The sequence below is a fragment of the Streptomyces tsukubensis genome, assembly GCF_003932715.1.
In the GTDB taxonomy this organism is placed as follows: domain Bacteria; phylum Actinomycetota; class Actinomycetes; order Streptomycetales; family Streptomycetaceae; genus Streptomyces; species Streptomyces tsukubensis.
The window spans coordinates 5,275,121-5,288,284 of the sequence record NZ_CP020700.1 but is presented as its reverse complement, the minus strand read 5'-3'; the positions used below and the strand labels follow the sequence as shown (position 1 = coordinate 5,288,284).

The following is a 13,164-nucleotide window of genomic DNA, read 5'->3' as shown; positions in this document are numbered from 1 at the left end:
GCAGTGCCGCCCGATGCCATTCCGCGCTGTTCGCGGCTACTCGGTGCTACTCGGTGCGGAGGCCGTCCGGGCGCATCATCCGGTAGAGCGGCGGCAGGCTGAGCACCGTCACCACCACGATCACCGCGATGCCCGCCCCGGCGATCGGCAGGAAGCCCCACCAGTCGGCCACCCGCGCCCCGACCAGTTCGAGCATCACCAGGCCGAGACCGAGACCGCCGGCGATCGCCAGGACCGTGCCGATGACCACCGGGACCGCGGTCTGCCACAGGACCGACCAGGCGATGGTGGCTCGGCGGGTGCCGAAGGCGACGAGCACCGAGAGCAGCTTGCGCCGTTCCCGCAGCTGTTCGATCTGGGAGACCAGCATGGAGGCGGCGATCAGCGCCATGGTCGCGAGGGAACCGATCAGCAGCGCAATGCGGACTTTGGCGAACTGCTCGTCCTCCTCGACGTTGGTCAGCTGCCAGACGTGCGCGCCGGGGTCGATCCGGGCCACGGTGTTGCGGACGTGCTCCCGCGCGTCGGGCACCCCCTTGTCGACGGAGACCATCGCCACGGCGCTCGCGGCGGGGAAACCCCGGAGGTCGACGGCGCCCGGGGTGGCGAAGATCCCGGGGTGTTCGTTGTCCGCCGCGTCGGCCCGGGCGGTCACGGTCGGCGCGCCCTCGGGCAGGCTCCAGGCCTTGACGGGCTTGCCGCCGGCGGTGCTCTCCCGGGGGGCTCCCGTCAGATACGGCTTGCCGAGGGCGGCGGACTGCCTGATCAGCGCGCCCGTTTCGGTGTCCCTGCCGACGACGACGAACGCGTCGCCGTCCTTGCAGGAGGGGAGCTCGGCGAGTTCACCCAGGGTGGGGCAGTCGGCGACGGTCAGCGTGATGATCTCGCCGTGACCGGCCGCCACCTCCTCCGGGGTGCGGGCGGGGCTGTAGAGCTGCGCCTGGGTCACTCCGGTGACCGTGCGGACCCCTTCCGTCCCCCGGAGGTCGGTGACCACCCGCTCGGCGGACCCGGCACCGGTGACGTCCGCCGTGACGCTCAGCTGGGCCCGGGCCAGGTCCTGCTCGGTCTCGCGGACGAAGTCCCCCTCGACCGCGGAGAACAGCATCTGGAGCGCGATCGCCCCGGCGACCGCGACCATGATGCCGCTGACTGCCCGGGCGGCCGCATCGCTGCTCAGCTGCAGCCGCCGGACCGCCAGTTGCCAGGGGACGGAACCGCCGCGCAGCCGTCCGACGACGGCGTCGACCAGCCACGGCAGCAGGGCCGTGAGCCCGATGAGTACCAGGATCGCCCCGGCCGCTATCGGGAAGACCGCGACGTCCTCGTCGCCGGAGCCGAGCCGGCCGGTGAGCAGCAGGGCGATTCCGAGAGCCGGGGGCAGCAGCCGCCACCACAGACGGCGCTGCCTGGTGGCGGAGTGCCGTACGACGCCGAGCGGTTCGATCACGACCGTACGCAGGGCGAGAAGGGTGACCGCGACGGCGGAGACGGGTACGGCGACCACGATCAGCGCGCCGAGCAGCGGCGCCGGTGTCACATCGGAGGGGAAGGCGCTCAGGTCGTACAGTCCGATGTACCCGGCGAGGGGCCGGACCGCGAAGAACAGGCCGATGCCGAAGGCGAGTCCGAGCAGGGCGCCGAAGAGCGCCTCGCCGCCCGCGATCCGGTGGACCGTCCGGGTGTCGGCGCCGACCAGGCGGAGTGCGGCGAGCCGCCGGTCGCGCCGCTCGCCGCCGAAGCGGACGGCGGTGGCGACGAAGACGGCCACCGGCACCAGCAGCACCACGCAGACCAGTACGAGGAGGACGACGAGGATGGGGTTGAGCGGTGGGGACGTTCTGGCGGCGGCGTCGAAGCTGCCGATCCGGGTGCTGCCGGACTCCTGGGTGAGGTCCGCGCTGCCGAGGTAGAAGTACAGCTCGCGCGAGCCGAGGACGCCCTCGTCGCCGATGGTGCCGATGACCTTTCCCCCGTAGCGCTCGCCGAGGAGCTTGCCCTCGGAGGAGCGCAGGAGTTCGCCGAGGGCGGGTGAGACGACCATCTCGCCGGGCTTCGGGAAGGCGGCGACACCGGGCGGCCGTACGGGGTCGGCGCCGTCCGCCCGCAGCAGGGTGCCCTTGACGACCCGGTCGCGGTAGAGGGTTTCGACGCCGTCCCAGAGCACGGTGCGGGCACTGGGCGGAATCTCCGGCGAGCCGATCTGCTTGATCTCCGCCGGGGTCCGGCGGTCGGCGCGGTCGTCCCGCTGTTCGATCATGCCGGGGACGGAGGACGCCAGCAGCAGCATGGCGACGCCGAGGCCGACGCCGAGTGCGGTGAGGAGGGTACGGGTCCAGCCCTCGCGCCCGCCGGAGGCGCCGAAGCGGATACCGAGGGCGAGGTCGCGGGCCCAGGTGCGGACGGTCATGCGACGTACTCCAGGCCCCGGGTCTTTCCGTCGCGGACGACGACTTCCCGGTCCGAGTAGGCCGCGACCCGGGCCTCGTGGGTGACGAGGACGACGGCCGCGCCGGTCGACCGGGCGGCTTCGGTGAACAGCTCCATCACCCGCTCACCGTTGAGGGAGTCGAGGGCGCCGGTGGGTTCGTCGGCGAAGAGCACCCGGGGCGAGGTGACCAGGGAGCGGGCGACGGCGACCCGCTGCCCCTGCCCGCCGGATATCTGGCCGGGGCGCTTGTGCCCGATGTCGTCGACTTCCAGCCGCTCCATCCACTGCCGGGCGGCCGTCTCGGCCTCCTTCCGGCCGGTCCCGGCGAGGCGGAGCGGCAGGGCGACGTTCTCCGTGCAGGTCAGCTCGGGCACCAGCTGGCCGAACTGGAAGACGAAGCCGAAGGCGGTACGGCGGAGTTTGCTGCGCTCCTTGTCGGAGAGCGAGGCCAGTTCGCGGCCCTGGTAGCGGATGGATCCGGAGTCGGGCGGCACGATGCCGGCGAGGCAGTGCAGCAGGGTCGACTTGCCGGAGCCGGAGGGCCCCATGACAGCGACGACCTCACCGGCGTGGACGGAGAAGTGGGCGCCGTCCAGGGCGGGGGTGGGGCCGTACGCCTTGCGCAGGTCCTCGGCGACGAGCAGGGCTCCTTCGGTGGTCATGCGCCTACCTCCCGGGCGAGACGGTCCAGCCGGGCCGCGGTCAGTTCCAGCCAGCGCAGATCGGCCTCCAGATGGAACAGCGCGTGGTCGCAGATCAGCTGGTCGGCGAAGTCGCCGCGGCGCTTGCGGTCGGTCAGGATCCGCATCATCCGCAGATGCTCGGAGCGCTGACCGTCGAGCAGCTCCGCCGCGCCTCGTCCGGTGAGCAGGGCGAGGACGACCTTGGTGTAGAGCACGGACTGGAGGTACGGCTCCGGGGCCTCGGGCCGGGCGAGCCACGCGTCGACGTCGGTGATCCCGGCGTCGGTGATCGCGTACCGCTTCCGCTCGGGTCCGCCGCCGGGCTCGACGCCGTCGACCTCGACGAGTCCGTTCTTCAGGAGCCGGGACATGGTCGAGTAGACCTGCCCGTAGTGGAGGGGCTTGTCGTGGCCGAACTTCTCGTCGAAGGCACGTTTGAGGTCGTAGCCGTGACGAGGGCCGGATTCGAGGAGCCCGAGAAGGGTGTGACCGATGGACATGGTCCGACTATACACACGAGGTATACATGGAGTGCATACGCAGGTGGGAGCAGTACGCCCGCCGAGCACCCGCACAACGCCCGACGCCTGGCAGAATCGGCACGGCCGCCGCACCCGGTCCGCACAGCGCGGAGCGCCCGCCCGGAAGAGTGCCCTCCGATTGATTGAAGGATCGGATCACACTGACCTGATTGATCAATTTCACCGGCGATCGCGGGTATGACAGGGTGGATTTGTCCAACCCCTCAGCACCATGGAGTGACACTGTGCTCACTGTCGGCGACCAGTTCCCCACCTTCGAACTGACGGCCTGCGTCTCGCTCGAGAGCGGCAAGGAGTTCGAGGTCATCAACCACAAGTCCTACGAGGGCAAGTGGAAGGTCGTCTTCGCCTGGCCGAAGGACTTCACCTTCGTCTGCCCGACCGAGATCGCCGCCTTCGGCAAGCTGAACGACGAGTTCGCCGACCGCGACGCCCAGGTCCTCGGCTTCTCCGGCGACTCGGAGTTCGTCCACCACGCCTGGCGCAAGGACCACGCCGACCTGCGTGACCTGCCCTTCCCGATGCTGGCCGACTCCAAGCACGAGCTGATGCGCGACCTCGGCATCGAGGGCGCCGACGGCTTCGCCCAGCGCGCCGTCTTCATCGTCGACCCGAACAACGAGATCCAGTTCACGATGGTGACCGCGGGCTCCGTCGGCCGTAACCCGAAGGAGGTCCTCCGGGTCCTCGACGCCCTCCAGACGGACGAGCTGTGCCCGTGCAACTGGACCAAGGGCGAGGACACCCTGGACGCCGCCACGCTGCTGGCCGGTGAGTGACCCGTGTCGCTCGACGCGCTGAAGTCCGCCATACCGGACTACGCCAAGGACCTGAAGCTCAACCTGGGCTCGGTCATCGGCAACAACGACAAGCTCACCCCGCAGCAGCTCTGGGGCACCGTGCTGGCCACCGCGATCGCCTCGCGCAGCCCGATCGTCCTGCGTGAGCTGGAGCCGGAGGCCAAGGCGCAGCTGTCGCCCGAGGCGTACAACGCCGCCAAGGCCGCCGCCGCGATCATGGCGATGAACAACGTCTTCTACCGCACCCGGCACCTGCTCTCCGACCCGGAGTACGGCACGCTCCGCGCCGGTCTGCGGATGAACGTCATCGGCAACCCGGGCGTGGAGAAGGTCGACTTCGAGCTCTGGTCGCTCGCCGTCTCCGCCGTCAACGGCTGCGGCCAGTGCCTCGACTCGCACGAGCAGGTGCTCCGCAAGGCGGGCGTGGACCGCGAGACGGTCCAGGAGGCGTTCAAGATCGCCTCCGTCGTCCAGGCCGTGGGCACCACGCTGGAGTCCGAGGCCGCGCTCGCGGGCTGACCGCCGGAACGCATGGCAGGGCCCGTACGGCACACGTCGTACGGGCCCTGTTCATACCCGGGGGTACGGGATCAGCCCCGGCCGCCGCGCAACTCCTCCAGCAGCGCCCGCGCATCCGCCTCCAGGGCGCCCCGGCTCTCCTCGACCCCCTCCAGGGACGGCGGCGGCGCGTCCTGCTCGCCCGTCCAGTAGGAGTAGACCTGCAGCTCCAGTACGGCCTGCCCGTCGAGGACATGGAGCACCTGGTCCTGGCCCTCGGCCGTACGGTACGCGCGCTCACCGACCCCCGGCACCGGCTCGGCCTCGATGTGCATCCGCTTCGCCCGGGCCAGGATCCGTGCGTCGAACTCGGGCCCCGGATCGGTCCTGCGGTGCAGCGTGTAGCTGATCCGGACCCCGATGCTCAGCTTGCGCGCCACTCCCGTCGCCGGATCGACGGACGTCAGCCCGCTGCTGACCGCCGGATCCGCGCCGAGGACGAGGCTGCACTGCGCCTCGTCCATCGCCGGGTGCGCGAACTGCTCGGGGTCCCGCGACGACACCTTGCCGAGGACGGCGGTCAGCTCCTTCATGGCGGCCGGTGCGCACAGATCCTCGACCGCGCGGTACGGGCCGGGATCCGGGTCCCCGCCGGTGGTGGCCTGGTACGCGAACAGCCCGCCCGCCCAGAGCAGCGAAGCCGCCACCGCTCCGGCGACACCCCACTGCCAGGGCTTCAGCGGCGGCCGGCGCCCCTCGCGGCCCGACTCCAGCCGCTCGCCCCGGCCGCCGTCCGGGTCGCCGTCCCGGTCGCGGTGCTCCCCGTCCGGGGGGTCCGGGATCCCGGGCGGCCCTGGCAGCAGCGGCCCCCGCTCCGGGGCGTCGCCGCCGACCAGTTCGGGCTCGGATATCACGTCGGCTCCCCTCTTTCGGCGGCGGCGGGCGCCGCGGCCGTCCCTGCCGCCGCCGTCGGCGGCGGGGTCTCTCCGGACCCGGCCGGGGGTTCCGCCGCCCTCGGGGGCGGCGGCGACTGCGGGGCCGGGGCGGTCCCGGCGGGCGGCGGGGCCGCGTCGCGCAGCGCCTGCTCCTTGCCGTACGCCCGCAGATAGCCCACAACCGTATTGCCCACGGCCACCAGCGGAACCGCCACCACCGCGCCGCCGATGCCTGCCGTGATCCCGCCGACCGCCACCGAGAGGACGACGGCCAGCGGATGCACCCGTACCGCACGGCCCAGGATGAACGGCTGGAGCACATGGCCTTCGATCTGCTGGACCGTGAGCACCACACCCAGCACCAGCAGCGCGGTCAACGGCCCATGGGTGACCAGCGCCACGACCACGGCCAGCGCCCCCGAGATGACGGCGCCGACGAGCGGGATGAAGGCGAACAGGAAGATGAAGACGGCGAGCGGTACGGCCATCGGCACATCGAGGACATAGATCCCGAGCCCGATGAAGATGGCGTCGATCAGGGCCACCAGCACCGTGCCCCGCACATAGGCGGTCAGGGTCCGCCAGGCCCGTGGACCGGCCCCGGCGACACCCTCCCTCGCCTGCGCGGGCACCAGCTTCAGCGTCCACTGCCAGATCCGGTCCCCGTCGTACAGCAGGAAGAGCGTGGAGAACATCGCCAGCAGGATGCCGGTGAGGATCTCCACCATCACCGTCACGCCCTGGAGCCCGGCGGAGGTGATCTCCTGGGTGTTGTTCCCGATCGCCTGGCTGAAGTTGTCGGCGATATCGTTGATCTGGCCCTCGGTGACATGGAAGGGGCTGTCCAGCAGCCAGCGCTTCCCCTCCTCGATACCGTCCCTGACCTTCTCGGAGAGGGTGTCGAGGTTCTCCATCACCTGCCAGACGACGAACCAGCCGACCAGGCTGATGACGACGAACCCGACGACCACGGTGACCGCGGTGGCGAGGCCGCGCGGCATCCCCCACCGCTTCAGCCGGGCGACGGTCGGATGGAGCAGGGCCGTGATCAGCAGGGAGGCGACGAAGGACAGCATCACCAGCTGCACCGCGCTGATGATCTTCATCAGCACCCAGAACACCCCGGCGAGGACCAGCAGTCGCCAGCCGGCCTCGGCGGCGACCCGGATGCCCCAGGGGATGGTGGAGGTCGGATCGGGCCTCGGCGCGACGGCGGGCGCGTAGGCGGGTGGCGGGGGCACGGCCACCGCGCCCCCGGACGCCTCGCCGGAGCCACCGGTGGCCGCAGCCGGTCCGGTGACCCCCGCGGACCGCTCCGAACTGCCGTACCCGCCCGAGGTCTTGTCGCTCCGGCCCTCGTCGTCGCCGTCCGCCGCGGCCCGCCGCTCCTGCAGCAGCTCGGCGGCCCGGCCGAGCCCGGCCGCGGCACCGGCCAGCCACCCCGGAATCCGTGACATGACGCTTCCCCTGCCCCCCATGCTCTCCCCCAGTCGCCCGGCGCTCCGGGACCGACGACGCTACAACAACACGGAACCCCACACCGTAGGGACGGTGTGGGGTTCCGTGAAGTTGAGCGGCAGACCGCGGGAGGTCAGTACCACCGGTTCTTCTGCCAGAAGGACCAGGCTCCGCACGGGCTGTCGTAGCGCTCCTTCATATAGCTCAGACCCCATTTGATCTGGGTGGCCGGGTTGGTGCGCCAGTCGGCACCGGCCGTCGCCATCTTGGTGGCGGGGTACGCCTGGACCAGACCGTACGCGCCCGAGGACGGGTTCGTCGCGGTGTAGCGCCAGCCCGACTCCTTCGTCACGATATTGCTGAAGCACTGGAAGTCGCCGGCCGACATCATCTGGCGGGCGATGTCCTTGACCTCGGAGATGGAGTACGAGGCCTTGGCCGTGAAGCTGGAGGCGTCGCGGGCCTTGCTGCGCTCGGCGCGCTCCTTGGCCTCCTCGCGCTCCTTCTTCGCCTTGGCCTCGGCGGCGGCCTTCTTGTCCTTGGCTGCCTTGGCCGCGGCGATCCGCGCGGACTCCTCGGCCGACTTCTTGGCCGTGGTTTCGGCGGCGGCGGCCTGGGCACCGGCCTGCTCGGCCAGTGCTACTGCCTGCACCTGGACCTGTTCGCCCGAGGGGACGTCCGCGAGGAGGGTCGTCGCGTCGGACGCGGCCGTCTCCACATTGTCCGAGGACTGGGGGTTGCCCGAGGCAACGCCGACAACGGCTCCGACGGTGGTGACCGCGGTGGCGGACGCCACCGCGAATCCCCGGACCGAGATCCGGCTCACACGGTTTCCTTCCAGCATCACCCGCACAGGTGACCCCGCGGGCGAATCGTGCCCCTGGCGCTGGCCTCCGCTGAAATACAGGTCACGGGAGGCGCTGGCCCGTGGTCAACTCCCGTCGCGGGAGTGGCCGGTGATGCTTTCCGGGCGGCACACGACGGTCGGTTGTGGAGTTGTGGGAGTGGTGCGGGGCACCACAGGTGTCCATGGGTGTCGTGTGCGGGGCCTGACGGAAGCAAGACTCTGCCGGAACCCGGCACCGCAAGGCAATTCCCGATTGCGTGGGAAAGCTCACATGGCCTACGCGCCGATTTTTCGGTCGAACGCGGATACGGAACGGCGCCGTCCCGCTAGGCTCTTGCGCCTTTGGCGGGACGGCGCCGTAAAGGGCCGTAAAGCCTCCCCAAGCCCCGTGAAGACCCCTAAAGCCCTCTCAACTCTCCTCAGATATGCCCGTCCTCCAGCATTTCGGTCACCAGTGCGGCGATCTGGGAGCGTTCCGAGCGGGTGAGGGTGACATGGGCGAAGAGCGGATGGCCCTTCAGCTTCTCGACCACGGCGACCACTCCGTCGTACCGGCCGACCCGCAGGTTGTCCCGCTGGGCCACGTCGTGGGTGAGGACCACCCGGGAGTTGGCGCCGATCCGGGACAACACGGTGAGCAGGACGTTCCGCTCCAGCGACTGGGCCTCGTCGACGATGACGAAGGCGTCGTGCAGGGAGCGGCCCCGGATATGGGTGAGCGGCAGCACCTCCAGCATCCCGCGGCCGAGGACCTCCTCGATGACCTCCCGGCCGGCGACCGCCGACAGCGTGTCGAAGACGGCCTGGGCCCAGGGGTTCATCTTCTCGGCCTCGGTGCCGGGGAGATAGCCCAGTTCCTGCCCGCCGACCGCGTACAGCGGACGGAAGACCATCACCTTCTGGTGCTGCCTGCGCTCCAGGACGGCTTCGAGGCCGGCGCAGAGCGCGAGCGCCGATTTCCCGGTGCCCGCCCGTCCGCCGAGGGAGACGATGCCGACCTCGGGGTCGAGCAGCAGGTCCAGGGCGATCCGCTGTTCGGCGCTGCGGCCGTGGATGCCGAAGGCCTCGCGGTCGCCGCGGACCAGCCGGACGGTGCCCCCGGGGGTGACCCGGCCCAGGGCCCGGCCGCGCTCGGACTGGAGCACCAGCCCGGTGTGGACGGGCAGCTCGGCGGCCTCGGGGACATGGACGCTCTCCTCGCCTCCGTACAACAGGTCCACCTGGTCGGCGGGGAGGGAGAGTTCGGCCATTCCGGTCCAGCCGGAGTCCGTGATGGCGAGTTCGGCGCGGTACTCCTCGGCGAGCAGTCCGACCGACGACGCTTTGATCCGCAGGGGCAGGTCCTTGGAGACGACGGTGACGTCGTACCCCTCGGCCTGGAGGTTTCTCGCCACCGCGAGGATCCGGGAGTCGTTGTCGCCCAGCCGGTAGCCGGCCGGGAGGATCCCCGGGTCGGAGTGGTTCAGCTCGACCCGGAGGGTGCCGCCCAGGCTGCCGAGCGGCAGCGGGGCGTCGAGCCTGCCGTAGCGGATGCGGAACTCGTCCAGCAGGCGCAGGGCCTGCCGGGCGAAGTAGCCCAGCTCCGGATGGTGGCGTTTGGCCTCCAGCTCGGCGATGACCACGATCGGGAGCACGACTTCGTGTTCCTCGAAGCGGGTCGGGGCGTTCGGGTCGGCCAGCAGGACGCTGGTGTCGAGAACGTACGTGCGCCGGTCGGGCATGCGGCGCTTAGTGCTGCTGTTCACCACGGAAGGACGTACCCCCTCGGAAGAGGTCGACGGAGCGGTGCCGTCGCGGGCCAGGATCCGCCCGCCACTGACGGCGGGGGACCGGCCCCGCCGTCAGGCGGGGAGAAGAGCCGGGCTGCGGGCCGCAGTGCACGGGCCGAGCTCCGGCCCTCCGCGTGGTCCGCACCGCTGGTGCGTGCCTTCGTGTGCAAAGGGCCTCCCGGGCGGGCGGCCGGAGCCGCCCACGGAGTCCGGCGCCCGAGGACCGGACGCCGACCTGCTGGGAATATGCCCTGGATCATGCGCGGCCATGCCCCGGCCGGGGGCGGCGGATGGCCGAACAGTGGGTGAAGGGAGCGGAAAGCCCCCAGGTCGTCTCCCCGGGCGGGGAGCCGGTCAGCCGCCGTAGCGGCGGTGGCGGGCCGCGTAGTCCCGCAGTGCCCGCAGGAAGTCGACCTTGCGGAAGGCGGGCCAGAAGACCTCGCAGAAGTAGTACTCGGAGTGGGCGCTCTGCCAGAGCATGAAGCCGGAGAGCCGCTGTTCGCCGCTGGTGCGGATGACCAGATCGGGGTCGGGCTGGCCGCGGGTGTAGAGGTGCTCGGAGATCAGGTCGATATCGACGATCTCCGCCAGCTCCTCGAAGCTGGTGCCCTTCTCGGCGTGCTCGTGCAGCAGGGAGCGGACCGCGTCCGCGATCTCCTGGCGGCCGCCGTAGCCGACGGCGACGTTGACGAGTATGCCGGTGTGGTCCGCGGTGGCCTGTTCGGCCTCCTTGAGCACGGTCTGGGTACGGGCGGGCAGCAGGTCGAGGGTGCCGACGTGGTGGACGCGCCAGCGGCCGTCGGCCGCGAGATCGCGGACGGACTGCTCGATGATGCCGAGGAGCGGGGTCAGCTCCTCGTCGGGCCGGTCGAAGTTGTCGGTGGAGAGCATCCAGAGGGTGACGACCTCGACATCGGTCTCGGCGCACCAGCCGAGCAGTTCGAGGATCTTGCTGGCGCCCGCCTGGTGGCCCTGGGCGGCGGTGCCGCCGGAGGCCTTCGCCCAGCGGCGGTTGCCGTCGAGGATGACTCCGATGTGTTTGGGCACCTGGGCGTGGTCGAGTCGGCCTTCCACCCGGCGTGCGTAGAGCCTGTACACCAGGTCCCGCAAGTTCACAGAGTCCACCTCTCGGTCCGATCGGGCTCACGACGCCCCGGTCCGGGGCTCGGCGGACCTGGGGGTGTGGGGGACCGCGGGGCTGCCCCGGGTCCGTACGGGCGACGCGCACCGGCCCCGGTCCCCACCCGTGCGGTGCACACCGTCCGGGCCGTGCGGCGAATCCCTTGAAGGCGCCACAGTACTGCGCAGGGGCCACCGGGGCCCAACCCGGTCTGTCACAAGTCCGTGATAAGGAGGGATACGTGACTGATTCCTCCGCTTACCTCGCCGTCCCCGACCGCTACGACGCCATGGAGTACCGCCGCACCGGCCGCTCCGGGCTGAAACTGCCCGCCGTCTCGCTGGGCCTGTGGCACAACTTCGGCGACGACCGCGCGCTGGACACCCAGCGGGCGATCCTGCGCCGCGCCTTCGATCTGGGTGTCACCCACTTCGACCTGGCGAACAACTACGGGCCGCCGCCCGGCTCGGCCGAGCTGAACTTCGGGAAGCTCTTCGCCCAGGACTTCTCCGCCTATCGGGACGAACTCATCATTTCCACCAAAGCGGGATATTTGATGCATCCCGGTCCGTACGGTGAGTGGGGCTCCCGGAAGTACCTGCTGTCGTCGCTGGACGCGTCCCTGCAGCGGATGGGCCTGGAGTACGTCGACATCTTCTACTCGCACCGCTTCGACCCGGAGACTCCGCTGGAGGAGACGATGGGCGCGCTGGCGTCCGCGGTGCGGCAGGGGAAGGCGCTGTACGCGGGTGTCTCCTCGTACAACGCCGAGCAGACGGCCGAGGCGGCGCGGCTGCTGAAGGAGATGGGCGTCCCGGCCCTGATCCACCAGCCGTCCTACTCGATGATCAACCGGTGGATCGAGGACGACGGGCTGCTCGACACGCTGGAGACGGCGGGCATGGGCTGCATCGCGTTCGTACCGCTCGCCCAGGGGCTGCTGACCGGCAAGTATCTGCAGGGCATCCCGGAGGGTTCGCGGGCCACCCAGGGCAAGTCGCTGGACCCGGGTCTGCTCTCCGACGAGGTCGTCCGGCGGCTGAACGGGCTGAACGAGATCGCGGCCGGCCGGGGCCAGTCGCTGGCGCAGCTGGCGCTGAGCTGGGTGCTGCGGGATCCGCGGATGACATCGGCGCTGATCGGCGCGTCCAGCGTGGCGCAGGTGGAGGAGAACGTCGCCGCGCTCTCCTCGCCCCCGCTGACCGCGGCGGAGCTGACGGAGATCGACGCCTTCGCGGTGGACACCGCGGGGACGAACATCTGGGCCGGGCGCGGTCTGGGCTGAGCCCGTCCCCGGGCTCCGCGGCCGGAGGGGTGTCGCCCCGGTCCCTACGGGCCCGGAAAAAGAAACCGGGCCGGTCCGTGGGGGGGGATACGGACCGGCCCGAGGGGGGGTTTCCACCATAACGCGTCACCGCCGCCGAGGGACGCATCCGGGGGCCGCCGGGGTGTCGTCCGCGGGTCCGGATGGCGGCGGACGGCGGGGCGCACGCGGGCGCGGGCCCCGGGATTCCGGGGTTTTCCCGCAGAACAGCGGTGGTGCGGGGCCGACAGGGGCGCCGGCAGGCATCCCCCGAAGGGGGAGACCCGAATGGGCGCAGGGTTGACGCCGAGGAGCGGCGGGGGCGGCTGGGACACGCGGGCCGGGCGTGATCCCCGAGGAGAAGCCCTACGCCACGCCGGCCCGGCGGGCGACGACCTCGTCCATATAGGTTTTGCTCCATTCGCCGAGCGGCTCCAGGGCCTTGTTCAGCGCCTCGCCCAGCGGGGTGAGGGAGTACTCCACCCGGGGCGGCACCTCCGCGTACACCTCTCGGTGGACGATTCCGTCCGACTCCAGCTCCCGCAACTGCTGGATCAGCACCTTCTCGCTGATCCCGGTCAGCGCCCGCCTCATCCCGCCGAAGCGGACCGCGCCGTGGGTGTGCAGCTCCCAGAGGATCAGCGCCTTCCATTTGCCGCCGACGACGTCGACGGCGGCATCGAGACCACATTCGTAGGTGGATTTTCGTACGGTCACGGGCAACTCCTCGTCCGGCCTGACGGCGGATCAACGGCTGTGCGGGGGCGGCGATATGCGG

Annotated in this window: 12 protein-coding genes; 3 read left to right on the top strand and 9 right to left on the bottom strand. The window is 71.0% G+C overall.

Annotated features, from left to right (window positions below; translation table 11 throughout):
- Window positions 1–46: 46 nt before the first annotated feature.
- The 3 genes from B7R87_RS21950 to B7R87_RS21940 are packed head-to-tail and all read right to left on the bottom strand — an operon-like array spanning window position 47 to window position 3,614.
- Window positions 47–2,410, bottom strand: coding sequence for an ABC transporter permease (locus B7R87_RS21950; RefSeq protein WP_006346872.1), 2,364 nt, complete (start codon window positions 2,408–2,410; stop codon window positions 47–49).
- Window positions 2,407–3,093 (bottom strand): ABC transporter ATP-binding protein, encoded by a 687-nt coding sequence (locus B7R87_RS21945; protein ID WP_006346873.1) that lies wholly within the window; start codon window positions 3,091–3,093, stop codon window positions 2,407–2,409. Before B7R87_RS21945 ends, B7R87_RS21950 begins: the two co-directional genes overlap by 4 nt.
- Window positions 3,090–3,614, bottom strand: a complete 525-nt coding sequence (locus B7R87_RS21940) for a PadR family transcriptional regulator (protein WP_006346874.1) — start codon at window positions 3,612–3,614, stop codon at window positions 3,090–3,092. Before B7R87_RS21940 ends, B7R87_RS21945 begins: the two co-directional genes overlap by 4 nt.
- Before the next feature lie 266 nt (window positions 3,615–3,880).
- Here B7R87_RS21940 and B7R87_RS21935 point away from each other — a divergent pair, with 266 nt between their 5' ends.
- Together B7R87_RS21935 and B7R87_RS21930 are read left to right on the top strand one after the other, a co-directional pair.
- Window positions 3,881–4,435 (top strand): peroxiredoxin, encoded by a 555-nt coding sequence (locus tag B7R87_RS21935; RefSeq protein ID WP_006346875.1) that lies wholly within the window; start codon window positions 3,881–3,883, stop codon window positions 4,433–4,435.
- A 3-nt stretch (window positions 4,436–4,438) separates the two neighbouring features.
- Window positions 4,439–4,975 carry an alkyl hydroperoxide reductase gene (locus B7R87_RS21930; protein ID WP_006346876.1) on the top strand — a complete coding sequence of 179 codons (537 nt, stop codon included), beginning with the start codon at window positions 4,439–4,441 and terminating at the stop codon, window positions 4,973–4,975.
- Window positions 4,976–5,046: 71 nt separating this feature from the next.
- Here B7R87_RS21930 and B7R87_RS21925 read toward each other — a convergent pair whose 3' ends face one another.
- From B7R87_RS21925 to B7R87_RS21905, 5 genes are all read right to left on the bottom strand, one after another.
- Complete coding sequence (locus tag B7R87_RS21925) at window positions 5,047–5,868, bottom strand: hypothetical protein (protein WP_130584860.1); 822 nt, start codon at window positions 5,866–5,868, stop codon at window positions 5,047–5,049.
- A complete protein-coding gene (locus B7R87_RS21920; protein ID WP_130584861.1) occupies window positions 5,865–7,346 on the bottom strand; it encodes an AI-2E family transporter in 1,482 nt (493 codons plus the stop codon). The genes B7R87_RS21925 and B7R87_RS21920 overlap by 4 nt, the downstream gene beginning before the upstream one ends.
- A 134-nt stretch (window positions 7,347–7,480) precedes the next feature.
- A complete protein-coding gene (locus B7R87_RS21915; protein WP_006346879.1) occupies window positions 7,481–8,173 on the bottom strand; it encodes an aggregation-promoting factor C-terminal-like domain-containing protein in 693 nt (230 codons plus the stop codon).
- 440 nt (window positions 8,174–8,613) lie between these two features.
- Window positions 8,614–9,939, bottom strand: a complete 1,326-nt coding sequence (locus B7R87_RS21910) for a PhoH family protein (protein ID WP_040914522.1) — start codon at window positions 9,937–9,939, stop codon at window positions 8,614–8,616.
- A 378-nt stretch (window positions 9,940–10,317) separates the two neighbouring features.
- Window positions 10,318–11,079 carry an isoprenyl transferase gene (locus tag B7R87_RS21905; protein WP_006346881.1) on the bottom strand — a complete coding sequence of 254 codons (762 nt, stop codon included), beginning with the start codon at window positions 11,077–11,079 and terminating at the stop codon, window positions 10,318–10,320.
- A gap of 245 nt (window positions 11,080–11,324) precedes the next feature.
- Here B7R87_RS21905 and mgrA point away from each other — a divergent pair, with 245 nt between their 5' ends.
- Entirely contained in the window at window positions 11,325–12,368 is a 1,044-nt protein-coding gene (gene mgrA / locus B7R87_RS21900) for an L-glyceraldehyde 3-phosphate reductase (RefSeq protein ID WP_006346882.1), read from the top strand.
- Between the two features lie 384 nt (window positions 12,369–12,752).
- Here mgrA and B7R87_RS21895 read toward each other — a convergent pair whose 3' ends face one another.
- The gene (locus B7R87_RS21895) at window positions 12,753–13,103 is read right to left on the bottom strand and encodes a winged helix-turn-helix transcriptional regulator (RefSeq protein WP_006346883.1); all 351 of its coding nucleotides are present in this window, start codon (window positions 13,101–13,103) and stop codon (window positions 12,753–12,755) included.
- Window positions 13,104–13,164 lie beyond the last annotated feature (61 nt).